Here is a 24,616-nt window from a genome sequence, read left to right as displayed (position 1 = left end):
AAGCGGGCGCCGGGCAGGCCTCAGCGGTCGGTGCGCAGCCCGGCGAAGGCCAGCTGCACGACCGCGTCAGCGATCTGCTCACCGTTGGCGGCGCCCCGGCTCTCCGGCCGGTACCACTCCACGATGGAGTTGATCATCCCGAAGAGGAGGCGGGTGGCCAGCCGCAGATCGCCGTCGGAGCGCAGGTCGCCGTCGGCGGCGGCCTGCTTGAGCAGTTCGGCCACCTGCTGGTCGAACTCCCTGCGCCGCTCCATGGCCCACCGTTCGGTGTCCGTGTTGCCGCGCACCCGCAGCAGCAGCGTCACGTAGGGCAGCTCGGCGACCAGCACCTCCACCGTGCGGCGCGTCACATACTCGAGGCGCGCCACCGCACTGCCCACGCGCGCGTGCTCCTCGGTGAGGATCGCGAAGAGGCCGTCGAGCGCCCGGCTCACCGCGCGGCGCAGCAGTTCCTCCTTGCCCGCCACGTGGTGGTAGATCGAGGACTTGGAGATGCCGGCCGCCTTGGAGAGGTGCTCCATGGACGTGCCGTCGTAGCCGCGCTCGTTGAAGACCCGGACGGCCACGCTGAGCAGCGTCTCCGGGGTGTACGTGTCCCGGCGGGCGGTGGTCATGAGTACTCCTCTCGCACGGCCTGGCGCCGCAGTGCCTGGGAGGGCGCGTAACGCCCGGTGGGGTACTCGTCGTGCAGGGCGTCGAGTGCTTCGGCCACCCGGTACGCGGTCAGCCGACGGCCCCATTCGAGCGGTCCGACGGGGTAGTTGACGCCGAGCCGCATGGCGGTGTCGATGTCATCCGCGGCGGCGACCTCGCGCCCCACGGCGTCGAGGGCGAAGTCGACGAGCATCCAGACGGTGCGGGCCACGATCATCCCGGGAGTGTGCCCGATGACGCTGACCTTCTTGCCGAGCGCCTGGAAGAGGCCGACCGCCTCCTTCAGCGCCTGTTCACTCACCCTGCTCGACGGGGCGAGCGCGATCCTGGTCGCAGCGCGGTAGTCCAGGGCGAGGTCGAAGTGGATGGTGGGCTCCGCCGCGGCGTCGGCGGCCGTGCCGTCGGCCAGGGCGAGCCGGGCGCCGCTGGGCAGCTCGATGAAACCGGGGCAGTCGGGGATCCCTTCGCCGCGGCCGACCCGAATACCGGCCTCGCCCATCAAGTCGGACAGCGCGCCGGCCGGGAAGAGGTCGCCGTGGACGGCGACGGACGCCGGGGCCTTCTCGGCCGGCGCGGTGTGCGGCTGCGCGCGCCGGGCGTCCTCCCCGTACGCGTACCAGCCCTGCCCCGACTTCCGGCCGAGGCGGCACGACTCGACGAGGCGGCGCTGGGCCAGCGAGGGCGTGAACTTGGGGTCCTGGAAGAAGGATTCCCAGACGGAGCGCGTGACGGCCTCGTTCACGTCCTGGCCGATGAGGTCGGTGAGCTCGAAGGGGCCCATCTTGAAGCCGCCGCACTCGCGCAGCACGGCGTCGATCGTGGCGGGGTCTGCGACCCGCTCCTCGTACAGGCGCAGGGCCTCGGCGTAGAAGGGGCGTGCGATGCGGTTCACGATGAAGCCGGGGGTGTCCGCGCAGCGCACCGGCGTCTTGCCCCAGGCTTTCGCGGTGTCGTACGCGCGCGTGGCCGCGTCCTGGTCCGTCGCGAAGCCGCTGACCACCTCGACGAGGGGGAGCAGGGGCGCCGGGTTGAAGAAGTGCAGGCCGACGAAGCGGCCCGGGTGGCGCAGCGGGCCCGCGACGGCGGTCACGGAGAGGGACGAGGTGTTGGTGGCGAGCAGACAGTCCTCGGGGACGATCTCTTCGAGCTCCTGGAACAGCCGCTGCTTGACGTCCAGTTGTTCCAGGACCGCCTCTATGACGAGGCCGCAGTCCGCGAGCTCCGCGAGGCTTTCGGCCGGAAGGAGCCGGGCGCCGGCCGCGGCACGGTCCTCGGCGGCGAGGCGGCCCTTCGTGACGAGCCGGTCCAAGCGGGCACCGATCGCCTCGGCCGCCGCCTGCGCGCGGTCGGGCACGGCGTCGTACAGCCGCACGGGGTGGCCCGCGACCAGGGCGACCTGGGCGATGCCCTGCCCCATGGTTCCGGTACCGACCACGGCAACGGCGCTGCTGAGCTCGAGTGCTGTCATGCTCGCGATCCTCCCGTACGGCCCGGCGGCCGCGGGGTTCGGGGGTGGCCGCGAAGAAGTTGTCCACAGGTTCGGCGGACCCCCTTGTCCCGACCGATCGTTCGGTTACTCTAGCTCTGTCAGAGCGTTCCTGCCCCCCGTCCCCGCCCAGCTCGCTGGCTCGATGAAGAGCCCACGAGGAGGAGTTGGTCCCGTCATGGCCGCCGAACTCACCGCGCACCAGTTGATCGCCAAGCACCGGCCCACCCTCGACCAGGCGCTGGAGACCATCCGCTCGCGCGCGTACTGGTCCCCCCACCCCGAACACCCCAAGGCGTACGGCGAGGACGGCAGCCTGAGCCTGCCCGAGGGCAAGGCCGCCTTCGACGCCCTCCAGGGCACCCGCTTCGACCTCGACCAGCCCGGCACGGACGACTGGGTCGGCGGCGAAGTCTCGCCGTATGGACCCGAGTTGGGGATCACCTATCCCCACCCGGACATCGACACCCTGCTCCCCGCGATGCGCGCCGGCATGCGCGCGTGGCGTGACGCGGGCCCGGAAGTGCGCGCGGCGGTGTGTCTGGAGATCCTGGCGCGGATCAGCGCCCGCACGCACGAGTTCGCGCACGCGGTCATGCACACCAGCGGCCAGGCGTTCATGATGGCCTTCCAGGCGGGCGGCCCGCACGCCCAGGACCGCGGCATGGAAGCGGTCGCGTACGCGTTCGCCGAGCAGACCCGCACCCCCGACACCGCCGAGTGGAGCAAGCCCCAGGGCAAGCGCGACCCGCTCGCGCTGAACAAGCGCTTCACGCCCGTCGCGCGCGGCATCTCACTCCTGATCGGCTGCAACACCTTCCCGACGTGGAACGGCTATCCGGGCCTGTTCGCCTCGCTCGCGACCGGCAACCCCGTCGTGGTCAAGCCCCACCCGCGCGCTGTCCTGCCGCTGGCGCTGACGGTCCGGATCGCCCGCGAGGTCCTCACCGACGCGGGCTTCGACCCGAACCTCGTGTGCCTGGCCGCCGAGCGGCCCGGAGAGGGCATCGCCAAGACCGTCGCCCTGCGCCCCGAGATCAAGATCATCGACTACACCGGATCGACGTCGTTCGGCGACTGGCTGGAGGCCAACGCCCGTCAGGCGCAGGTCTACACGGAGAAGGCCGGGGTCAACACCGTCGTCGTCGAGTCGACGGACAACTACAAGGGAATGCTGGCCAACCTCGCCTTCTCCCTGTCGCTGTACAGCGGCCAGATGTGCACCACCCCGCAGAACCTCCTGATCCCGCGCGACGGCATCCAGACGGACGCGGGCGCCAAGTCGTACGACGAGGTGGTGTCCGACCTCGCGGCCTCGGTCAACGGCCTGCTCGGCGACGACGCCCGGGCGAACGGCGTCCTCGGCGCCCTGGTCAACCCGGACGTCAAGGCCCGCCTGGAAGCGGCGGCCGGCCTCGGTGAAGTCGCGCTCCCCTCGCGGGAGATCACCAACCCCGACTTCCCGGACGCCGTGGTCCGCACCCCGGTGATCGTCAAGCTGGACGGCGCCAAGCCGGACGCCGAGGCTGCCTATCTCAGCGAGTGCTTCGGCCCGGTCTCCTTCGCGGTCGCCGTCGATTCGGCGGCGGACGCCGTGGAGCTGCTGCGCCGCACGGTGCGCGACAAGGGAGCGATGACCGTCGGGGCGTACACGACGTCGCAGGAGCTCTCCGCCGCCGTGGAGGAGACCTGCCTCGAAGAGTGCGCCCAGCTGTCCCTGAACCTCACGGGCGGTGTCTATGTGAACCAGACGGCGGCGTTCTCGGACTTCCACGGCTCCGGTGGGAACCCCGCGGCGAACGCCGCCCTGTGCGACGGCGCTTTCGTCGCCAACCGCTTCCGCGTGGTGGAGATCCGCAAGGACGCGTGACGGCGAAAGGCTCCGGGCCCCCGTACGGGTTCCGGGGCCATGCGGGCTCCGGCACCGTGCGGACGGCCGCCGGAGATGTCAGCTCGGCATCTCCGGCGGCCGTCCCGCCGAAGCCGACCAGTGGAACAGCGTCATGCCGACGCTCGTCGCGAGGTTGTAGCTGGAGACCTGGGGACGCATCGGCAGGGACACCAGGTGGTCCGCGCGGTGCCGCAGCTCCGCGGAGAGACCGCTGCGCTCGGACCCGAAGGCCAGCACGGCGTCGTCGGGCAGCTTCAGGCCCCTGATGTCCTCGCCCTCCGCGTCGAGTGCGAACACCGGGCCCGGCGGCAGACCGGCCACGTCCACGCGCTCCACGGCCGTCGCGAAGTGCAGACCCGCGCCACCCCGTACGACCGTGGGATGCCAGGGGTCGAGGGTCCCGGTGGTGACGACCCCGGTCGCCCCGAACCCCGCGGCGAGCCGGATCACGGCCCCGGCGTTGCCGAGGTTGCGGGGATCGTCGAGCACGACGACCGGCGCCGATCTGGGCAGTTGCGCCAGAGCTTCGAGATTGGCCGTACGGGAGGGACGTACCGCGAGCGCCGCCACGGCCGTGGGGTGCAGCCTCGGCACAAGGGCGCGCAGCCGCTCGGCCGGAATCTCCACCAGGAGCGCACCGAGCGCTTCCGTCACGTCCGGCGCGAGCTCGTCCGCGAGGGCCAGGGCGGCTGACCGGTCACCGGTCAGCGCGACCGGCACCCGCGCGCCGAAGCGCAGCGCGTGCTTGAGCGCGTGGAAGCCGTCGAGCAGGACGGAGGTCTCTGCGAGTCCGCGCCAGGCGCGTACGGCGCCCTCGGGGTCCACCCCGTCAGCCCCGTCCGCCCCAGCCGTCCCGTCGGCCCTGTCCGCCCCGTCCGCCCTGGTCATGGAGTAAAGCCTACGTGCGCGGTCTCGGTGGGCTCCTCGTCCTGCTTGCCGCCCAGGGCACGCTGCTCCGGCACACCACCGTCGCCGTCACCGGTGACGTGCCGCGGGCGGGAGAGCGGAAGACGGGATACCGCCCCTTCACGCGCGCGTGCCGCCCAGCCGCCCAGTCGGCGAAGGAACGACGTCGGCAGGAACACCGCGTCGGCCGCGATCATCGCGAGCGAGAAGAACGGCAGCCCAAGGACGACCGCGATCACCGCGTGCTCAGCGATCATGGCCGCGAGCAGAACGTTCTTGACCCTGCGGTTGAAGAGCGTGAACGGGAAGGCCACCTGCACGGCGACCGTTCCGTACGTCACCAGGAGCACCATGACGCCGTGGGACGACAGCAGGTCGGAGAGCGCGGGCCAGGGGGAGAAGTAGTCGAGTTTCAGCGGGTAGTAGACGGCTGTGCCGTCCTGCCAGCGGCTCCCCTGGATCTTGTACCAGCCCGCTGTCGAATAGATCAGACAGGCCTCGAACATGATCACAACGAGGCCCGCGTTGTGGGCGAGATTGCCCACGACGTCGAGCAGCTTGCGCAGCTCACCGCGCGGGGCGCGCCACCCCACGGCCCACCACAGGCCGTGCACCAGCAGGAGCCCCCAGAAGAAGAGCAGCCACCCACCGTGGATCTCCCCCATGAACGTCACCGCGGACAGGCCGAGCCCGCACACCCACCACAGGGCGGGCCCCGCCCGGTCGGCCGGTTCGACGCCCTCCCCGCGCGCGCGTGCCGCTCGCCGCGCGTCCAGCGACCACACCTGGCCGCAGCGGGTGAAGACCAGGTAGGTCGCCATCAGGTGGATGACGTTGTCGCCGCCGTCCCCCATGAAGATGCTGCGGTTCTGCAGCGAAAGGACGCCGATCATGAAGAGCACGGACATCGCGCGGGTGTGCCAGCCGAGCAGCAGCAGGACGGCACTGACCATGGCGAGCGCGTAGACGACCTCGAACCAGAGCTGCCCGTCCGACCACATCAAGGCGGTGAAGGCGCCGTTGCTCGCGGTGAGTTGCTGCGCCATCTCCCAGTTCCATGGGCCGTCGGGCCCGTACAACTCCTGGCGATGGGGGAGTTCGCGCAGCAGGAAGAAGAGCCAGGTGACGGAGAAGCCGATGCGGATCACCGCGGCCTGGTACGGGCCGAGGGCGTATCCGGTGACCTTGTTGATGCCCTGCGCCAGCGGGCGTTCGAACCGGCTCACCGGGCGGTCCTCCGCATGTGTGCGGCCCTCTCGTGCCTGTCCGGCTCGTCACTGAGCGGCAGATCACCGGGCTTCACCGGCCACCAGGGGAGCAGCCGGTACGAGGGCTTGGTGGAGATCTTCTCCTCACTCCACTTCGGCGGCCGCACGTTCGTGATCTTCGAGCGCACCTGAACACTCGCGATCTCGTCACCCTTGCCGCCCGGTGCCTCCCGGTCGAGCCGCATGTACGCGATCCGGCGGACGTAGCGCTCGGAGAGCTGTCCGCGCAGACCGACGGGACGATTCTTCGCGTCGTGTGAACCCACGTAGAAGTCCCAGGCCCTGCGGAGTTCGTTCTGTTGCGTATGGCTGGGCAGCAGGCTGCCGTCGATACCGGCGCCGTCCTGCGCGGACAGGTCGTACCAGTCCGTGGTCCGCACGCCCCCGTCGGCCGTACGGAGTTCCGCGCGGGCCTGCACCGCGACGTTCTGCTGGAGCGGGTTGGGCGCGAAGAGCTTCCAGTTCTGCTCGAACTCCGGATAGATCCACTCGTCGACCACGTCACCGTGCTGCTTGGTCACCGTGTTCGCGGGCGCGACATGGAGGAAGAGCATCCCTATGTGGACGCAGGCGGCCACGGCGACCACCACCAGGGCGCACGCCGCCGCGATCTGGTAGCCGAGCTTGAGCCCGGCGATACCGACCCGGGCTTGCGGCTCGGCGGCCACGTCGGGCTCGGGCGCCGCGTCGGGCTCGGGTCCACCACCCGAGCCCTTGTCGTACCCGTCCATCGCGCCCCGTTCCCCGATCGCCCACCGAACCCTGCCGCCGGAACGGTACTCAGGCCTGCCCGCCACGCACAGCGTCCGTGAAGTTATCCACAGGGTTGACACCTTATGGCGGAGGGCCGCACCATTGAATTCAACGAACCGAACGATCGGTCGGGCGGTTCGCATCAGGTCAAGGGGGACCGAGATGGCGACAGCAGCCGCACACCGGGCGGCGACGACGGAGCCGGACGAGGCTGCCGCGCGCACGGCGGAGCAGCAGGCCGCGTTCGACGCGGCGGTCGCCGCCGACGAGCGCATCGAGCCGCGCGACTGGATGCCGGACGCCTATCGCGCGTCCCTGGTCCGCCAGATCGCCCAGCACGCGCACTCCGAGATCATCGGCATGCAGCCGGAGGCCAACTGGATCACCCGCGCCCCGTCCCTGCGGCGCAAGGCGATCCTCATGGCCAAGGTGCAGGACGAGGCCGGTCACGGCCTGTATCTCTACAGCGCGGCCGAGACCCTCGGCACCAGCCGCGACGAGCTGCTCGACAAGCTGCACTCCGGCCGCCAGAAGTACTCATCGATCTTCAACTACCCGACGCTGACCTGGGCGGACGTCGGCGCGATCGGCTGGCTCGTGGACGGCGCGGCCATCACCAACCAGGTCCCCCTGTGCCGTTGTTCGTACGGCCCGTATGCACGCGCGATGGTCCGCGTCTGCAAGGAGGAGTCCTTCCACCAGCGCCAGGGGTACGAGTCGCTGCTCGCCCTCAGCCGCGGCACCCAGGCCCAGCACGACATGGCACAGGACGCGGTCGACCGCTGGTGGTGGCCCTCCCTGATGATGTTCGGCCCGCCCGACGACGAGTCCTCGCACTCCGAGCAGTCGATGACATGGAAGATCAAGCGCCACTCGAACGACGAGTTGCGCCAGCGCTTCGTGGACATCTGTGTCCCCCAGGCCGAGTCGCTCGGGCTGACGCTCCCCGACCCGGACCTGGTGTGGAACGAATCCCGGGGGCACTACGACTTCGGCGCGATCGACTGGACCGAGTTCTGGGACGTCCTCAAGGGCAACGGCCCGTGCAACGACCAGCGCATCACCCAGCGCCGACGCGCCCATGAGGAGGGCGCCTGGGTCAGGGAGGCCGCAGCCGCGTATGCCGGGAAACAGACGGCCGGGAAAAGGACGGCCGGCGAGCAGGGGGCCGATGCGCGGACAGCCGGGCCCGCGCGGCAGACGGACGCGACCGGCACGCACGGCGAGGCCGCACAGCACGGAGAGGCGACAGCATGAGCAGCTCGACCGACTGGCCGCTGTGGGAGGTGTTCGTCCGCTCCCGCCGCGGGCTCTCCCACACCCACGCGGGCAGCCTGCACGCCCCGGACGCGCAGATGGCCCTGCGCAACGCCCGCGATCTGTACACGCGCAGGAGTGAGGGCGTCTCCATCTGGGTCGTGCCGTCCGCCGAAGTCACCGCCTCCTCACCGGACGAGAAGGACTCCTTCTTCGAGCCGGCCGGCGACAAGCCCTACCGCCACCCCACGTTCTACGAGATCCCGGAAGGGGTGAAGCACCTGTGACCGCCCCGGCCCCCCGCACGGCGAGCGCCCCGGACCTCCCCGCCTCGGCACTCCCCGCCCTGGCCCTCGGCGACGACGCCCTGGTGCTCTCCCACCGCCTGGGAGAGTGGGCGGGACACGCCCCCGTCCTCGAAGAGGAAGTGGCGCTGGCGAACATTGCCCTCGACCTGCTCGGCCAGGCCCGCATCCTGCTCTCCCTGGCAGGCGACGAGGACGAGTTGGCGTACCTCCGCGAGGAGCGGGCCTTCCGCAACCTCCAGCTGGTCGAGCAGCCGAACGGCGACTTCGCCCACACCATCGCCCGCCAGCTCTACTTCTCCACCTACCAGACCTTGCTGTACGGCCAGTTGGCCGCGGGAGACGGCGAGTTCGCCCCCTTGGCCGCGAAGGCCGTCAAGGAGGTCGCCTACCACCAGGACCACGCCGAGCAGTGGACCCTGCGGCTCGGTGACGGCACGGACGAGAGCCACGAGCGGATGCGGCGCGGCCTCGCCGCGCTGTGGCGGTACACCGGCGAGATGTTCCAGCCGGTGGCAGGTCTTGCCGTCGACTGGCAGCGGTTGCGCAAGGCCTGGACCGCGTCGGTGACGGCGGTCATCGAGCAGGCGACGCTGACCGTGCCCGAGGGACCGCAGACCGGGGCGTGGACGGCCGGAGCCGGCCGTCAGGGCTTGCACACCGAGCCGTTCGGCCGGATGCTCGCCGAAATGCAGCACCTGCACCGCAGCCACCCGGGGGCGTCATGGTGAAGACCGCGCCCACCGCGCTGGAGGCGGAGCTCCTGGCCCTCGCGGGCTCGGTGCCCGACCCCGAGCTGCCCGTGCTCACCCTGGCCGAGCTCGGCGTGGTGCGCGGCGTGCGGGTCCTCGCCCCCGGCAGGGTCGACGTCGAGCTGACCCCCACGTACACGGGTTGCCCGGCGATAGAGGCCATGACCGCCGACATCGAGCAGGCCCTGCACGAGCACGGCATGGCCGAGGTCTCCGTGCGCACGGTCCTCTCCCCCGCCTGGTCGACGGACGACATCAGCGCCGAGGGCCGCCGCAAGCTGGCCGAGTTCGGCATAGCGCCTCCGCGCTCCCACGCGGCGGACGGCCCGGTCCCCCTGAGCCTGTCGATCCGCTGCCCGCACTGCGGCTCGACCGACACGGAACTGCTCAGCCGGTTCTCCTCCACGGCCTGCAAGGCGCTGCGCCGCTGCGCCTCCTGCCGTGAACCCTTCGACCACTTCAAGGAGTTGTGATGGCCCGCTTCCACCCGCTCCGGGTAGCGGCGGTCGACCGGCTGACCGACGACTCCGTGACGCTGACGTTCGACGTACCGCCCCCGCTGCGCGAGGAGTTCCGCTTCGCCCCGGGCCAGCACCTCGCCATCCGCCGCCTCGCCGACGGCACCGAGATCCGGCGTACGTACTCGATCTGCTCCCCGGCCCCGTCCCCCGACGCCCCGGACGAGCCCCGCACCCTGCGGGTCGGGGTGCGCCTCGTCGAGGACGGCGCCTTCTCCACGTACGCCTTCAAGGAAGTCGCCGCCGGTGACGAGCTGGAGGTGATGACGCCGGCCGGCCGCTTCACGCTGGACCCGGCGCCCGGCCACTATGCGGCGATCGTCGGCGGCAGCGGCATCACACCGGTGCTCTCCATCGTCACGACCCTCCTGGAGCGCGAGCCGAAGGCGCACTTCTGCCTCATACGCAGCGACCGCACGGCCGCCTCGACGATGTTCCTGGAAGAGGTCGCCGACCTCAAGGACCGCTGGCCCGGCCGGTTCCAGCTGGTCACCGTGCTCTCCCGGGAGGAGCAACAGTCCGGCCTCGATTCCGGACGGCTCGACGAGGAGCGGCTCATCCGGCTCCTGCCCGCGCTGCTGCCCGTGGCGGAGATCGAGGGCTGGTTCCTCTGCGGTCCGTACGGTCTGGTGCAGGGCGCGGAGCAGACGTTGCGCGGTCTGGGCGTGCCCCGCCGCCGCGTCCACGAGGAGATCTTCCACGTGGACGACGGCCTCTCCACCGCGTCCTCGTCCCCTGCGGCCGCCATGGCCGCCGCGCCCGCTCACAGCACGGTGACGGCCACGCTCGACGGGCGCTCCGGCACCTGGCCCGTCCTGGAGGGCGAGACGCTCCTCGAAACGGTGCTGCGCAATCGTGCCGACGCGCCCTACGCCTGCAAGGGCGGGGTATGCGGGACCTGCCGTGCCTTCCGTGTCTCGGGTGAGGTGCGGATGGACCGCAACTTCGCGCTGGAGCCGGAGGAGACGGAGGCCGGGTATGTGCTGGCATGCCAGTCCCGGCCGGCCACGGACACCGTGGAGCTGGACTTCGACCGCTGAGCCCGCCCTCCCCGGCCGGAACCCCGCCTTGACCCACTCCTCCCGCCCTGTTCCCTTCCCATAGAACCTGTTCTATCTTGACGCCCCGTCAGGTGCGAGCGGGCGGAATGGACGGAACAAGCAGAGCAGGCAGAGCAGACAGAACAGGCAGAACAGGCAGAACAGGCAGAACAGGCAGAACAGGCAGAACAGGCGACGGAAGCGTCGGTCGGCCGGTGCGCGGGAGGACAGGCAGTGGACTTCACCTTCACCGAGGAACAGCAGGCCGTGGTCGAGACGGCGAAGGCGCTCTTCGCCGACGTCGCGCCGGACGGGGTACCGAGCCCCGCCCGCACGCCCGGCGCCGTCGCCGAGGACTTCGACCGCGCCCTGTGGTCCCGGCTCGCCGACGCCGACCTGCTCGGCATCCTCATCGGCTCCGAGCACGGCGGCGTAGGTCTGGGCCCCATCGCGCTCTGCCTGGTCCTGCGGGAGGCGGCGAAGGTCCTGGCGCGCGTGCCACTGCTGGAGAGCAGCGCCGCCACGGCCGCCGTACAGGCCGACGGCGGGGACGAGTTGCGGCGCAGGATCCTCCCGGCGGCCACCCGGGGTGACCTGGTCCTGACGGTCGCCGCCAACGGCCTCAGCGGGCACGACCCGGCCGAACTGGCCGTGACCGCACAGCGCGACGGCGACAGCTGGGTCCTGGACGGCCTGCAGACGGGCGTGCCCTGGGCGCACAACGCCGATCTCGTCGTCGTGCCCGCGCGCGAGTCCGAAGGACGCACCGTCCTCGCGTTCGTGCCCCGCGACCACGAGAACCTCGCCCTCGCCGAACAGTTCTCCACCACCGGCGAACGCCTCGGCGAACTCCGCCTGGAAGCGGTACGCGTCGCCGCGACCGACGTCATCGAGGCCGACGGAGCCTGGGACCGGTTGCGGGATCTGCTCACCACCGGGACCTGCGCGCTCGCCCTCGGCCTCGGCGAGAGCGTTCTGCGCATGACGAGCGAATACACCGGCAAACGCGAGCAGTTCGGCCACCCGGTGGCCACCTTCCAGGCCGTGGCCGTGCAGGCCGCCGACCGCTACATCGACCTGCGCGCGATGGAGGTCACCCTCTGGCAGGCCGCCTGGCGCATCACCACCGGAGCGGACAGCGCCCTGCCCATGTCGGGAGACGTGGCCGTCGCCAAGATCTGGGCTTCGGACGGCGTACGAAGGGTCGTGCAGACGGCCCAGCACCTGCACGGCGGCTTCGGAGCGGACACCGACTACCCCCTGCACCGCTATCACGCCTGGGCCAAGCAGCTGGAGCTGTCCCTCGGCCCGGCCGCGGCCCACGAGGAGGCGCTGGGCGACCTACTGGCCGCCCACGCCCTCGGCTGAGCCGCCACAGCTCACCGCTGAGCCGCCACAGCTCACCGCTGAGCCGCCTCAGATCACCGTGCCCGGCTGGCCCTTGTCGTCGACGACGGGTCGTCCCGCGGACGCCCAGGCCTCCATGCCGCCCGCGACGTTCGCCGCGTCGATGCCCTGCTGCGCGAGGTACATGGTGACCTGCGCGGAGCGACCACCGGACCGGCAGATCACATTGACCGTGCCGTCCTGCGGCGCGGCCTCGGTCAACTCGCCGTACCGGGCGACGAACTCACTCATCGGAATGTGCAGCGCGCCCGCGGCGTGGCCGGCCTGCCATTCGTCGTCCTCCCGGACGTCAAGGAGAAAATCGCCGCTCGAAAGGTCGTCGACACCGACCGTGGGCACATGAGATCCGAAAGCCATGCCCCCGACGCTACCCGACCACCACCGGGTGCCGGGCAGTACTAGGGACCTAGGGTCTGTCTTTCGGATCAGGCCGGACTTGGGTGGCCTTGCCTTGGGTGGGGCTTGAGCGGGGTCTGGTGCGTGCAGCTGCAAGGCGGAGGAGGGCGGCAACGCGGAGCGTTGGCAACCGACGACAACGCCGCAGATGTGCGTGCCAGGCCCCGCGACCCCGGACAGATCCGAAAGACAGGCCCTAGGCGGTCAGCCTCTCCAGCTCCGCCTCGCGCTCCGACACCTGGGCGAGCAGTTGCTCGGCGATCTCGTCGAGCAGGGTGTCCGGGTCGTCGGGGGCGAGCCGCAGCATCCCGCCGATCGCGCTCTCCTCCAGCTCCTTGGCGAGGACCGAGAGGAGCTCCTTGCGCTGGGCGAGCCATTCCAGCCGCGCGTACAGCTCCTCGCTGCGGGTGAGACGCTGCTCCTCGGGCACGGGTCCCGCGGCCCACTCCTCGGACAGCTCCCGCAGCAGGGCCTCGTCCCCGCGGGCGTAGGCGGCGTTCACGCGCGTGATGAACTCCTCGCGCCGCTGCCGTTCGCCCTCCTCCTGCGCCAGGTCGGGGTGGGCCTTGCGGACCAGCTCGCGGTAGAGCTTGCGGGCCTCCTCGCCGGGGCGCACCCGCTGCGGCGGCCGCACGGACTGATCGGTGAGCATCGCGGCGGCCTCGGGGTAGATCCCGTCGCTGTCCATCCAGCCGTGGAACAGCTCGTCGACGCCCGGCATCGGCATCACCCGGGCCCGCGCCTCCTCGGCCCTGTGCCGGTCCTCCGGGTCGCCGGTACGGGCCGCGGTGGCCTCGGCGATCAGGGCGTCCAGCTCGTCGAGACGGGCGTACATCGGACCGAGCTTCTGGTGGTGCAGACGGGAGAAGTTCTCCACCTCCACACGGAAGGTCTCCAGCGCGATCTCGTACTCGATCAACGCCTGCTCGGCGGCGCGCACAGCCCTTTCGAGCCGCTCCTCGGGGCGTTCCTCGGAACGCTCTCCGGACTGCGCCGCAGACCGCTCGGCCCGTTCCCTGAGCCGCGTCTTCAGCTGCTCCTTGAGCCGCCCTTCTGACCCCGGCTGCTGCGCCCCCTCTTCAGGAGTCACAGGAGTCTCAGGCTGCGTCGGCTCGGCTTCCGGCATCGTCACCCGTCCAGCCTAGGCCACCGGGGAGCCGGCCCCGGAAGCCCGCGCCGAGCCCCGGCCACCACCGCCCTGGCCGCCACCACCCCGGCCCCGGCGCTCCGGCTGCCCTCACACCCCCGACTCCGCCGCCACCCGCCCCTCCTTGACCGCACTCACCAGCAGCGCGTGATCCGCCTCGGTACGGTCCGCGTACACCGTGGCGAACCGGGCCATCGCCTCGTCCAGCTCGTCGTTCTTGCCGCAGTACCCCGCTATGAGGCGCGGATCGGCGCTGTGCGCGTGCGCGCGGGCCAGCAGGGCGCCGGTCATGCGGCCGTAGTCGTCCAGCTGGTCGGCGGCCAGCGCCGCCGGGTCCACGCTGCCCTTGCGGTTCCTGAACTGCCGTACCTGGAAAGGCAGCCCCTCGACCGTCGTCCACCCGAGCAGGAAGTCACTGACGACCTGCATCCGCTTCTGGCCGAGCACCACCCTGTGCCCTTCGTGCACGCTCTCCTGCGCCTTGAATCCGGCCACCGGCAGATGCGGCAGCAGCGCGGAGGAGCGCGCCTCCTTCACCTGGAGCACCAGCGGCTCGCCCCGGTGGTCGAGCAGCAGCACCACATACGACCGGAGTCCGACGCTGCCCGTGCCGACGACACGGAACGCCACGTCCTGGATCGCGTACCGCGCGAGCAGCGGGAGCCGGTCCTCGGTCAGCGTGCCCAGATACTCCTCCAGCGCGCCGGCCACCGAGGCGGCCTCGGCGTCGGGCACCCGGCGGAGCACGGGCGGGGCGTCGACGAAGCGCCGCCCGGCAGAACCGTCACCGCCCTCGACCGCCTCGGTCGACTTCGCCGCGAAACGGGCGCTCGTGTTCTTCCGCGCCTTCTCGGAGACCTTCTCCAGGGTGCCGAGAAGGTCACGCGCGTCCGTGTGCGAGACCAGTTCCTCGTCCGCGATGGCGTTCCACGCGTCGAGGACCGGAAGCTTGGCGAGCAGCCGCATGGTGCGGCGGTAGACCCCGGCGGCGTCCCGCGCGGCCGCCTCGCAGACGTCGTCGGCCGCACCCGCCTCGCGCCCCGCGAGCACCAGGGACGCGGCCAGGCGCTTGAGGTCCCACTCCCACGGGCCGTGCACCGTCTCGTCGAAGTCGTTCAGATCGATGACGAGGCCGCCGCGCGCGTCCCCGTACAGCCCGAAGTTGGCCGCGTGCGCGTCACCGCAGATCTGCGCGCCGATGCCGGACAGCGGGGTGCGCGCGAGGTCGTACGCCATGAGTCCCGCGGAGCCCCGCAGGAACGCGAAGGGCGAGGCGGCCATCCTGCCGACGCGGATCGGCGTGAGCTCAGGGAGCCTGCTGCGGTTGGACTCCCGCACGGCGGCCACGGGATCGGGACGCCCGCCGTCCACCGTGAACTCCGCGTGCGAGGCGCGGGGCACCCGACGCCGCAGCGCCTTGCCCTCCGCCTTGGGCGACCCCTGCGCGGGCCACTCGGCGAACCCCGCCACGCGCGGCACCCGCTCACCCTGCCGCCCCGCCCCGCGCCGCTTGCCCCGCTGGTCCTGTCGTCCGCGCTGTCCGGGAATCGTCCCGGCGAGCTCCGCCATGCCCATCGCCCCCGTCATCCATCGGCCCCACCCGAATCCGGTTCGACGGTACCGCCGCGCGCCGACCGCCGTCAGAGCCTGTGGATAACTTCGGTGACATACATCACGGCCGCACGGAGCCGCCCCGGGAGCACGAGGCGTGCGGGGGAAAGCGCACAACGTGCGGGGGAAAGCACACAAACGGAAAAGCGCACAAAAAGAAGCGGCCCCCTTCCGGACTTTCGTCCGGAGGAGGACCGCTTCCTCATGGTGCGCGAGGGGGGAGTTGAACCCCCACGCCCTTTCGGGCACTGGAACCTGAATCCAGCGCGTCTGCCTATTCCGCCACCCGCGCATGGGTGTTGTCTTTGGGTCTCTTCACTGTGTGGTGCGAGCGCCTGCCGACATCCAGAAGATTAGCACGCTGCAGAGGGTGGATTCACATCCGTTTGGCGGGGCACCTGGCCAGACAGCCCGCCGCTCACCGCTCCGCCTCGCCCGGCCCGGCATCCGGACCAAACCCGTCCCGCCAGGCACTTGAGCCCCACATGCCCCAGCACACCCCTCCTACAGGCACCCGTCCCGACCCCGCTGCGCCCCCGGCCCGCCCGAACCCGGCGAGGTCCACAGCCAGGTGCGGGACACTGGCTTTGGGCCCCCTCTACGATCCCTTGTAAAAGGTGGCTCGAGCAGAGGCCCCGAGCAGCTGCCCTTACGGGGCTCCGGGGTCACTGATCAGGGCTTCCTCAGGGGCCCTGGGAGGATCCACTGGACCCTGGCGCGGGCATGTCTTGTGAGAGGCGACACTCGTCGACCGGGTGGACAGGGGGAACCAGCCGTTTTCCCGGCGCGTGGATACGATCAGTAAGCAGTACCAGGATGACTACGACGGAGGAGGTGCCCCATGGGAGTCCTGAAGAAGTTCGAGCAGCGTCTCGAAGGTCTGGTCAACGGCACCTTCGCCAAGGTGTTCAAGTCCGAGGTCCAGCCCGTCGAGATCGCCGGCGCCCTCCAGCGCGAGTGCGACAACAACGCGACGATCTGGAACCGCGAGCGGACCGTCGTCCCGAACGACTTCATCGTGGAGCTCAGCGCCCCCGACTTCGATCGGCTGAGCCCGTACTCGGGCCAGCTCGGCGACGAGCTCTCCGGCATGGTGCGTGACTACGCGAAGCAGCAGCGCTACAGCTTCATGGGTCCCATCAAGGTCCACCTGGAGAAGGCCGAGGACCTCGACACCGGCCTGTACCGCGTGCGCAGCCGCACCCTCGCCTCCAGCTCCTCCCAGGCGCCCGAGCGCGCCCCCGCGGGCCCCGGCGGGCCGACGGCTCCCGGCCGCGGTGCGGGCGGCGCCGGTGCGGGCGGCGTCGGTGCGGGCGGCGGCTATGGCTATCCGCAGCCGTCCTCCGGAGCTCCTGGCTCCGGCGGCGCTCCCGGCGGCGCACCTCCCATGCCCGCCGCGCCGCCGCCCGGCGCGGGCCGACCCGGCGGGCACTCCCCGGCACCGGCCAGGCCTCCGGGCTCCGGTGCAGGACCACTTCCGGGCGCCCAGGTGCGGCGCTGGATCGAGATCAACGGCAATCGCCATCAGATCTCCCGCCCGACGCTGGTGCTGGGCCGCAGCACCGACGCCGATGTGCGGATCGACGATCCCGGCGTATCCCGCCGGCACTGTGAGATCCGGACCGGAACGCCCTCGACGATCCAGGATCTCGGGTCTACCAACGGCATCGTGGTAGACGGGCAGCACACCACCCGCGCTACGCTCCGCGACGGCTCGCGGATCGTCGTGGGCCAAACCACCATCGTTTACCGGCAAGCCGAAGGGTGAAGCGGGGGCAATGTCAGAGCTGACCCTGACGGTCATGCGGCTAGGTTTCCTAGCTGTTCTGTGGCTGTTCGTGATCGTGGCCGTCCAGGTCATCCGCAGCGACCTGTTCGGAACGCGTGTCACACAGCGCGGTTCGCGCCGCGAGCGGCCCCAACAGGCCGCCCGCCAGCAGCAGGCCGCCACACCCCCGCCGCAGCGGCAGCAGGCCGGCGGTGGGCGCCAGCGGCGCGGCGCCCCCAGCAAGCTCGTCGTCTCCGAGGGCATCCTCGCCGGGACGACCGTCGCGCTGCAGGGCCAGACCATCTCCCTGGGCCGTGCGCACGATTCCACGATCGTGCTGGACGACGACTACGCCTCCAGCAGGCATGCCAGGATCTACCCGGACCGTGACGGCCAGTGGATCGTCGAGGATCTCGGGTCCACCAACGGCACGTATCTCGACCGGACCCGACTCACCACCCCGACGCCCGTTCCGCTGGGCGCGCCGATCCGCATCGGCAAGACCGTCATCGAGCTGCGGAAGTAGTACTACGTCATGACAGAGCGCGAGCGGAGCGAGCGAGCCGAAACGGCTGTCCAGGCACTGGACGCCGGCGCGCTCCCGACCGGAGGGTGGGCACCGTGCGGATGTACCCGGAGCCGACGGGCGAGGTGCGCATGAGTCTGTCTTTGCGCTTCGCCGCCGGATCGCACAAAGGCATGATCCGGGAGGGGAACGAGGACTCCGGTTACGCCGGCCCCCGTCTCCTCGCCATCGCCGACGGCATGGGTGGCCAGGCCGCGGGTGAGGTGGCGAGCTCCGAGGTCATCTCGACGCTCGTCACGCTCGACGACGACGTCCCCGGCTCGGACATCCTGACGTCACTGGGCACCGCCGTGCAGCGGGCCAACGACCAGCTGCGCCTGATGGTCGAGGAGGACCCCCAGCTCGAGGGCATGGGGACGACCCTGACCGCCCTCCTGTGGACGGGCCAGCGCCTCGGCCTCGTACACGTCGGCGACTCACGCGCGTACCTCCTGCGGGACGGCGTCCTCACCCAGATCACCCAGGACCACACCTGGGTGCAGCGCCTCGTCGACGAGGGCCGCATCACCGAGGAAGAGGCCACCACCCACCCGCAGAGGTCCCTCCTCATGCGCGCGCTGGGCAGCGGCGACCACGTCGAGCCGGATCTGTCGATCCGCGAAGTGCGCGCGGGCGACCGGTACTTGATCTGCTCGGACGGTCTTTCCGGCGTCGTCTCCCACCAGACGATGGAAGACACCCTCGCCAGCTACCAGGGCCCCCAGGAGACCGTGCAGGAGCTGATCCAGCTCGCGCTGCGCGGCGGCGGCCCCGACAACATCACCGTGATCGTCGCCGACGTCCTGGACATCGACAGCGGCGACACCCTCGCGGGCCAGCTGTCCGACACCCCCGTGGTGGTCGGCGCGGTCGCCGAGAACCAGCTCCAGGCGCAGGACGACGGCGCCATGCAGACGCCTGCGGGCCGCGCGTCGGGCCTCGGCCGCCCGGTGCCGACACAGACCTCCCACGGGCAGGGTGGCGGTTTCGGCCCGCCCGGCAGCGGCGACACCACTGGATACGTCCCCGAGGGCGGTTTCGGGGCCTACGACGACGAGGACTTCGTCAAGCCCGGCGGCGGCCGCAAGTGGCTCAAGAGATCCCTCTACGGGGCGCTCGCGCTCGCCGTCATCGCCGGTGGCCTCTACGGCGGCTACCGCTGGACCCAGACCCAGTACTACGTCGGCACCAAGGACGCGCACATCGCGCTCTACCGCGGCATCGACCAGGACCTGGCCTGGGTCAGCCTCTCGAAGGTCGAGAAGGACCACCCCGAGATCGAACTCAAGTACCTGCCGCCCTACCAGCGCAAGCAGGTCGAGGCCACCATCCCCGGCAACGACCTGGACGAGGCGCGCGGCAAGATCGACGAGCTGGGCGTGCAGGCTTCCGCCTGCAAGAAGGAAGCCGAGCGCCGCGAGGTCGAGCGCCAGAACAACGCCAGGACGGGCGAGGGCGAAGCGGGCGGCGCCTCCGGGCAGCGCAAGACACCGCCGGGCCCGGACTCCACGACGTCCCCGCCCGTCGACAACGACAAGAACGACAAGAACAGCACCACCGACAAGAACAAGTCCAAGACCGCACCGACTCCCACACCCGGCCCCAGCCTCTCCGAGGATGAGCAGAAGCTGGTCCCGCTGTGCGGTAAGCAGTAAGCAGCCGTTGGGGGCCTCTGCACGCCATGAGCAGTACTACACACACGTCGACGATCGGCGCGATCGGAGCGCCGAGTCGGCGCAACACCGAGCTCGCGCTGCTCGCGTTCGCGGTCGTCATCCCGTTGTTCGCCTACATGAACGTGGGCCTGGCGCTCGACGGCAAACTGCCGTCCGGCATGCTCGGCTACGGCGCGGGCCTCGGCCTGCTCGCAGGCGTCGGCCACATCGTCGTACGCAAGTTCGCGGCGTACGCCGACCCGCTGCTGCTGCCGCTGGCCACGCTGCTCAACGGCCTCGGCCTGGTGGTGATCTGGCGGCTCGATCAGTCGGAGCGGTTGCAGCAGCTGCCCAACTTCAGCCCCGCGGCGCCGAACCAGCTCATGTACTCCGCGATCGGCATCGCCCTGTTCGTCGGCGTACTGCTGCTGCTCAAGGACCACCGCGTCCTGCAGCGCTACACGTACATCTCCATGGTGGCGTCTCTGATCCTGCTGCTCCTGCCGCTCGTGCCGGGCCTCGGTCTCAACATCTACGGCGCGAAGATCTGGATCCACGTCGGCGGATTCTCGATCCAGCCGGGTGAGTTCGCGAAGATCGTCATCGCGATCTTCTTCGCCGGCTACCTGATGGTGAAGCGCGATGCCCTGGCCCTGGCCAGCCGCCGCTTCATGGGTCTCTACCTCCCGCGTGGACGTGACCTCGGGCCGATCATCGTCGTCTGGGCGATGTCGATCCTGATCCTCGTCTTCGAGACCGACCTGGGTACGTCGCTGCTGTTCTTCGGCATGTTCGTCGTCATGCTGTACGTCGCCACGGAGCGCACCAGCTGGATCGTGTTCGGTCTCCTGATGTCCGCGGTCGGTGCCGTCGCCGTGGCGAGCTTCGAACCGCACATCCAGACGCGTGTGCAGGCATGGCTCAACCCGTTGCGCGAGTACAAGCTCAGCCAGGCCGGTGTCCAGGACGGTGTCATCCACTCCGAGCAGGCCATGCAGGCCCTGTGGGCCTTCGGCTCCGGCGGCACCCTCGGCTCCGGTCTCGGCCAGGGCCACTCGGACCTGATCAAGTTCGCCGCCAACTCCGACTTCATCCTCGCCACCTTCGGTGAGGAGCTGGGTCTCGCCGGCATCATGGCGATCCTGCTGATCTACGGCCTGATCGTCGAGCGCGGCGTCCGCACGGCACTCGCCGCCCGCGACCCGTTCGGCAAGCTCCTCGCGATCGGCCTCTCCGGCGCCTTCGCCATCCAGGTCTTCGTCGTCGCAGGCGGCGTCATGGGCCTGATCCCGCTGACCGGTATGACGATGCCGTTCCTGGCGTACGGCGGTTCCTCCGTCATCGCCAACTGGGCCCTGATCGGCATCCTGATCAGGATCAGTGACACCGCGCGCCGTCCCGCCCCGGCCCCCGCCCCGAACCCCGACGCCGAGATGACCCAGGTGGTCCGACCGTGAACAAGCCCCTGCGCCGGATCGCGATCTTCTGCGGGCTGCTCATCCTCGCCCTGCTCGCCCGTGACAACTGGCTCCAGTACGTCAAGGCCGACAGCCTCGCCAAGCACGAGAAGAACCGCCGCGTCACCATCGAGCGCTACTCGCAGCCGCGCGGCGACATCATCGTCGACGGCAAGCCCATCACCGGCTCGAAGGCCACCACCACCCCGGGCAGCGACCTCAAGTACAAGCGCACCTGGAAGGACGGGCCCATGTGGGCACCCGTCACCGGGTACTCCTCGCAGCGCATGGGCGCCACCCAGCTGGAGTACATCGAAGACGGCATCCTCACCGGCAACGACGACCGGCTCTTCTTCCGCCGCACCCTCGACATGCTGACCGGCGAGAAGAAGGAGGGCGGCAATGTCGTCACGACCCTCAACTCCGCCGCGCAGAAGGCCGCGTACGAGGGCCTGAAGAGCAAGGGCAAGGGCGCCGTCGCCGCGATCGACCCGTCCACGGGCGCGATCCTGGCGCTGGCCTCCACGCCGTCGTACGACCCCGGTGACTTCGCGGGCAACACGAACGACGAAGCCGAGGAGTACGTCCGCCTGGAGAAGGACAAGGACAAGCCGATGGTCAACCGCGCGCTGCGCGAGACCTACCCGCCCGGCTCCACCTTCAAGGTGGTCACGGCGGCGGCCGCCCTGGAGCACAACCTCTACAACGGCATTGACAGCAAGACGGACTCGCCGGACCCCTGGACGATGCCGAACACCACCCAGCCGCTGCCGAACGAGGGCAACATCCCCTGCAAGAACGCCACGCTGCGTGAGGCGCTGCGCTGGTCCTGCAATACCGTCTTCGGCAAGATCGGCTCCGATCTCGGCAAGGACAAGATGCTGGAGACGGCGAAGAAGTTCGGGTTCAACGAGCAGCAGTTCGTGCCCGTCCGCTCCAACGCCTCCAACTTCCCCGAGGACATGGACAAGCCGCAGACCGCGCTGTCCTCCATCGGTCAGTTCGAGACCGCGGCGACGCCGCTGCAGATGGCCATGGTCGCCTCCGCGATCGCCAACGACGGCAAGCTCATGGAGCCGTACATGGTCAGCGACCTGCAGGCGCGCAACCTCGACGTCATCGAGAAGCACTCGCCCAAGGAGATGAGCGAGCCGCTCTCGAAGGAGAACGCGCAGAAGCTCCAGGCAATGATGGAGACGGTGGTCGAGAAGGGCACCGGAACCATGGCCAAGATCCCCGGCGTCACCGTCGGAGGCAAGACGGGTACGGCCCAGCACGGCGTCGCGAACAGCAAGAACCCGTATGCCTGGTTCATCTCGTACGCCAAGACGGACTCCGGTTCGCCGGTCGCCGTCGCCGTCGTCGTCGAGGACTCCAAGGCGAGCCGTCAGGACATCTCCGGTGGTGGTCTGGCCGCTCCCATCGCCAAGTCCGTGATGAAGGCAGTCATCGACAGCAAGAAGTGACCCCCGTCACGACAACTCGACATCGGTGCACGTTGCGGTACCGGTCCGGTATCGGCTGACAGTCGTGTCCGGGTCACCTAAGTGGAGCCGGGTACGGTATGCCCGGACAGCACACCGCCGGACCGCACACCGGTGCGGTCGGGACCGACGGAGAGGGCTGGATTAGCTATGGAAGAGCCGCGTCGCCTCGGCGGCCGGTACGAGCTGGGCCAGGTGCTCGGCCGTGGTGGGATGGCGGAGGTCTACCTCGCGCACGACACCCGCCTCGGTCGCACCGTGGCGGTGAAGACGCTGCGGGTCGACCTGGCCCGCGACCCGTCGTTCCAGGCCCGGTTCCGCCGTGAGGCCCAGTCTGCCGCCTCGCTCAACCACCCGGCGATCGTCGCGGTCTACGACACCGGCGAGGACTACGTCGACGGGGTCTCCATCCCGTACATCGTGATGGAGTACGTCGACGGCTCCACCCTGCGTGAGCTGCTCCACTCCGGCCGCAAGCTGCTGCCCGAGCGAGCCATGGAGATGACGATCGGCATCCTCCAGGCCCTGGAGTACTCCCACCGCAACGGCATCGTGCACCGTGACATCAAGCCCGCGAACGTCATGCTGACGCGCAACGGCCAGGTCAAGGTCATGGACTTCGGCATCGCCCGTGCCATGGGTGACTCCGGCATGACGATGACGCAGACCGCCGCGGTCATCGGCACGGCTCAGTACCTCTCGCCCGAGCAGGCCAAGGGCGAGCAGGTCGACGCCCGTTCCGACCTGTACTCCACCGGCTGCCTGCTCTACGAGCTGCTCACCGTCCGGCCGCCGTTCGTCGGTGACTCCCCGGTCGCGGTGGCCTATCAGCACGTACGTGAGGAGCCGCAGGCCCCGAGCGTCTTCGACGGAGAGATCACTCCGGAGATGGACGCCATCGTCCTGAAGGCCCTCACCAAGGACCCGGACTACCGCTACCAGTCGGCCGACGAGATGCGCGCCGACATCGAGGCCTGCCTCGACGGCCAGCCGGTCGCGGCCACCGCAGCCATGGGCGCGGTGGGCTACGGCCACCCGGACGACCAGCAGACCGCGATGCTGCACGCGCAGAACGGCGGCGGCCAGACGTCGATGATGCCGCCGGTCAACCCGGACGACGGGGGCTACGGCTACGACGAGGGCCGCGGACGGCGCCAGAAGAAGAGCAACGTCTCGACGTGGCTCCTCGTCCTCGCGGGCGTCCTGGTCCTGGTGGGGGCGATCCTCATCGGGAAGTGGGCGTTCAGCGGGAACGGCGACGACAACGTCACCAAGGCGCCGGACTTCGTGGGCGAGACGTACAAGGAAGCCCAGGAGTCGGCGGAGAACGTCGGCCTCAAGCTGGAGACGGGCGAGCGCAAGCCGTGCGCCAAGTACCCGAAGGGCCAGATCTGCGACCAGGACCCCGGGGCCGGCACGGAGGTCAAGAAGGGCGACACCATCACGGTGACGGTGTCGACCGGCGCGCCCAAGGTCGCGGTGCCGAACGTGATCTCGATGAGCGTCGATGACGCCACGAAGAAGCTCAAGGGCGACAAGTACCAGTTCGACGTCTCCACCAAGCCCCAGGAGTCCACCGAGGAGCCGGGCACGGTCCTCGAGCAGGACCCGACCTCGGGTAGCGAGGTCCAGAAGGGCAGCAAGATCACGCTTGTCGTGGCGAAGGAGAAGAAGCAGGTCAGCGTCCCGGAGGTGACCGGCCTCGACTACGCGGCCGCCGAGAAGCAGCTCAAGGACAACGGCTTCGCGGTCTCCCGTGAGGACGTCGCGAGCGAGGACGTCGACGAGGGCAAGGTCATCAAGACCACGCCGGCGGCCGGTACCGCCGCCGACCCCGGCTCCACGGTCACCGTCCAGGTCGCCAAGGCGGCCGAGGAAGCCACCGTTCCGCCCCTCACCGGCCAGAAGCTGAAGGACGCCCGCAAGGCCATCGAGGACGCGGGCCTGACGGTCGGAACCATCGTGGGGCCGCAGGACGACGACGCGCTCGTGCTCGTGTCCCAGCCCAACGTCGGCCAGAAGGTCGCCCCCGGCTCGGCGGTCAACCTGACCACCGCGGGCGGCGGCGGTGGCGGCAACGGCAACGGCAACAACGGTGGTGGCGGGGACGGCGACGATGACGACGGTCTCGTCGGCGGCTGGTCCCGTCACGGCCGCGGGCACTGGCCGGGCTTCGACGACTGACCCGTCGCAGGCCACGAGCCATGGGAGAGCCCCCCGTTCCGCAGATCGGTCACCACGGCCGCGTCGGATACCGGACAGCCCCGGTGTGGGTGGTCACCGGGGTCGCAGGCGT

21 protein-coding genes and 1 tRNA gene are annotated in these 24,616 nt (G+C 70.3%); 13 read left to right on the top strand and 9 right to left on the bottom strand.

Annotated elements, in window-relative coordinates:
• Positions 1–20: 20 nt before the first annotated feature.
• Positions 21–614, bottom strand: a complete 594-nt coding sequence (locus tag ACFVYR_RS24440; RefSeq protein WP_384252358.1) for a TetR/AcrR family transcriptional regulator — start codon at positions 612–614, stop codon at positions 21–23.
• Positions 611–2,122 (bottom strand): 3-hydroxyacyl-CoA dehydrogenase, encoded by a 1,512-nt coding sequence (locus tag ACFVYR_RS24435; RefSeq protein WP_384252360.1) that lies wholly within the window; start codon positions 2,120–2,122, stop codon positions 611–613. Before ACFVYR_RS24435 ends, ACFVYR_RS24440 begins: the two co-directional genes overlap by 4 nt.
• 196 nt (positions 2,123–2,318) lie before the next feature.
• On the opposite strand from ACFVYR_RS24435, the gene paaN reads away from it, so the two are divergent.
• A complete protein-coding gene (gene paaN / locus ACFVYR_RS24430; RefSeq protein ID WP_384252362.1) occupies positions 2,319–4,010 on the top strand; it encodes a phenylacetic acid degradation protein PaaN in 1,692 nt (563 codons plus the stop codon).
• Between the two features lie 78 nt (positions 4,011–4,088).
• Here the strand turns inward: paaN and ACFVYR_RS24425 are convergent, their stop codons facing one another.
• Genes ACFVYR_RS24425 through ACFVYR_RS24415 form a run of 3 tightly spaced genes read right to left on the bottom strand, consistent with a single transcriptional unit; the run spans position 4,089 to position 6,936 of the window.
• Positions 4,089–4,919 (bottom strand): TrmH family RNA methyltransferase, encoded by an 831-nt coding sequence (locus ACFVYR_RS24425; protein WP_384252364.1) that lies wholly within the window; start codon positions 4,917–4,919, stop codon positions 4,089–4,091.
• The gene (locus ACFVYR_RS24420) at positions 4,916–6,163 is read right to left on the bottom strand and encodes an HTTM domain-containing protein (protein WP_384252366.1); all 1,248 of its coding nucleotides are present in this window, start codon (positions 6,161–6,163) and stop codon (positions 4,916–4,918) included. The genes ACFVYR_RS24425 and ACFVYR_RS24420 overlap by 4 nt, the downstream gene beginning before the upstream one ends.
• Entirely contained in the window at positions 6,160–6,936 is a 777-nt protein-coding gene (locus tag ACFVYR_RS24415; RefSeq protein WP_384252368.1) for a DUF5819 family protein, read from the bottom strand. Before ACFVYR_RS24415 ends, ACFVYR_RS24420 begins: the two co-directional genes overlap by 4 nt.
• A gap of 184 nt (positions 6,937–7,120) precedes the next feature.
• On the opposite strand from ACFVYR_RS24415, the gene paaA reads away from it, so the two are divergent.
• From paaA to ACFVYR_RS24385, 6 genes are all read left to right on the top strand, one after another.
• Positions 7,121–8,215 (top strand): 1,2-phenylacetyl-CoA epoxidase subunit PaaA, encoded by a 1,095-nt coding sequence (paaA, locus tag ACFVYR_RS24410; protein ID WP_384252371.1) that lies wholly within the window; start codon positions 7,121–7,123, stop codon positions 8,213–8,215.
• Positions 8,212–8,502: a 1,2-phenylacetyl-CoA epoxidase subunit PaaB gene (gene paaB / locus ACFVYR_RS24405; protein WP_384252373.1), complete on the top strand. Its 291-nt coding sequence runs from the start codon at positions 8,212–8,214 to the stop codon at positions 8,500–8,502. The genes paaA and paaB overlap by 4 nt, the downstream gene beginning before the upstream one ends.
• Positions 8,499–9,251 carry a 1,2-phenylacetyl-CoA epoxidase subunit PaaC gene (gene paaC, locus ACFVYR_RS24400; RefSeq protein ID WP_384252376.1) on the top strand — a complete coding sequence of 251 codons (753 nt, stop codon included), beginning with the start codon at positions 8,499–8,501 and terminating at the stop codon, positions 9,249–9,251. The genes paaB and paaC overlap by 4 nt, the downstream gene beginning before the upstream one ends.
• Positions 9,245–9,745 (top strand): 1,2-phenylacetyl-CoA epoxidase subunit PaaD, encoded by a 501-nt coding sequence (paaD, locus tag ACFVYR_RS24395; RefSeq protein WP_384252378.1) that lies wholly within the window; start codon positions 9,245–9,247, stop codon positions 9,743–9,745. Before paaC ends, paaD begins: the two co-directional genes overlap by 7 nt.
• Positions 9,745–10,830 (top strand): 2Fe-2S iron-sulfur cluster-binding protein, encoded by a 1,086-nt coding sequence (locus tag ACFVYR_RS24390; RefSeq protein ID WP_384252381.1) that lies wholly within the window; start codon positions 9,745–9,747, stop codon positions 10,828–10,830. Before paaD ends, ACFVYR_RS24390 begins: the two co-directional genes overlap by 1 nt.
• A 234-nt stretch (positions 10,831–11,064) precedes the next feature.
• On the top strand, positions 11,065–12,198 hold the full coding sequence (locus ACFVYR_RS24385) for an acyl-CoA dehydrogenase family protein (protein ID WP_384252383.1): 1,134 nt from the start codon (positions 11,065–11,067) through the stop codon (positions 12,196–12,198).
• Between the two features lie 48 nt (positions 12,199–12,246).
• Here the strand turns inward: ACFVYR_RS24385 and ACFVYR_RS24380 are convergent, their stop codons facing one another.
• The 4 genes from ACFVYR_RS24380 to ACFVYR_RS24365 all read right to left on the bottom strand — a co-directional run bounded on the left by ACFVYR_RS24380 (position 12,247) and on the right by ACFVYR_RS24365 (position 15,683).
• Entirely contained in the window at positions 12,247–12,576 is a 330-nt protein-coding gene (locus ACFVYR_RS24380; RefSeq protein ID WP_384252565.1) for a rhodanese-like domain-containing protein, read from the bottom strand.
• A 253-nt stretch (positions 12,577–12,829) separates the two neighbouring features.
• Positions 12,830–13,759 (bottom strand): hypothetical protein, encoded by a 930-nt coding sequence (locus tag ACFVYR_RS24375; protein ID WP_384252568.1) that lies wholly within the window; start codon positions 13,757–13,759, stop codon positions 12,830–12,832.
• Between the two features lie 111 nt (positions 13,760–13,870).
• Positions 13,871–15,367 carry a DUF2252 domain-containing protein gene (locus tag ACFVYR_RS24370; protein ID WP_384252385.1) on the bottom strand — a complete coding sequence of 499 codons (1,497 nt, stop codon included), beginning with the start codon at positions 15,365–15,367 and terminating at the stop codon, positions 13,871–13,873.
• A 229-nt stretch (positions 15,368–15,596) separates the two neighbouring features.
• A tRNA-Leu gene (locus tag ACFVYR_RS24365) sits at positions 15,597–15,683 on the bottom strand.
• Between the two features lie 549 nt (positions 15,684–16,232).
• On the opposite strand from ACFVYR_RS24365, the gene ACFVYR_RS24360 reads away from it, so the two are divergent.
• The 6 genes from ACFVYR_RS24360 (at position 16,233) to pknB (ending at position 24,504) form a co-directional block, all read left to right on the top strand.
• Complete coding sequence (locus ACFVYR_RS24360) at positions 16,233–17,159, top strand: FhaA domain-containing protein (RefSeq protein WP_384252388.1); 927 nt, start codon at positions 16,233–16,235, stop codon at positions 17,157–17,159.
• Between the two features lie 10 nt (positions 17,160–17,169).
• Positions 17,170–17,685, top strand: coding sequence for an FHA domain-containing protein (locus tag ACFVYR_RS24355; RefSeq protein WP_384252390.1), 516 nt, complete (start codon positions 17,170–17,172; stop codon positions 17,683–17,685).
• 131 nt (positions 17,686–17,816) lie between these two features.
• Positions 17,817–19,379 (top strand): Stp1/IreP family PP2C-type Ser/Thr phosphatase, encoded by a 1,563-nt coding sequence (locus tag ACFVYR_RS24350; RefSeq protein WP_384252393.1) that lies wholly within the window; start codon positions 17,817–17,819, stop codon positions 19,377–19,379.
• Between the two features lie 26 nt (positions 19,380–19,405).
• Positions 19,406–20,836 (top strand): FtsW/RodA/SpoVE family cell cycle protein, encoded by a 1,431-nt coding sequence (locus ACFVYR_RS24345; protein WP_384252395.1) that lies wholly within the window; start codon positions 19,406–19,408, stop codon positions 20,834–20,836.
• A complete protein-coding gene (locus tag ACFVYR_RS24340) occupies positions 20,833–22,302 on the top strand; it encodes a peptidoglycan D,D-transpeptidase FtsI family protein (protein ID WP_384252398.1) in 1,470 nt (489 codons plus the stop codon). Before ACFVYR_RS24345 ends, ACFVYR_RS24340 begins: the two co-directional genes overlap by 4 nt.
• A gap of 168 nt (positions 22,303–22,470) precedes the next feature.
• Positions 22,471–24,504, top strand: coding sequence for a Stk1 family PASTA domain-containing Ser/Thr kinase (pknB, locus tag ACFVYR_RS24335; RefSeq protein WP_384252400.1), 2,034 nt, complete (start codon positions 22,471–22,473; stop codon positions 24,502–24,504).
• Positions 24,505–24,616 lie beyond the last annotated feature (112 nt).

Source organism: Streptomyces sp. NPDC058284 (genome assembly GCF_042881135.1).
Taxonomy (GTDB): domain Bacteria; phylum Actinomycetota; class Actinomycetes; order Streptomycetales; family Streptomycetaceae; genus Streptomyces.
The sequence above is the reverse complement of the archived record's forward strand: the minus strand, read 5'-3'. Positions and strand labels throughout refer to the sequence as shown.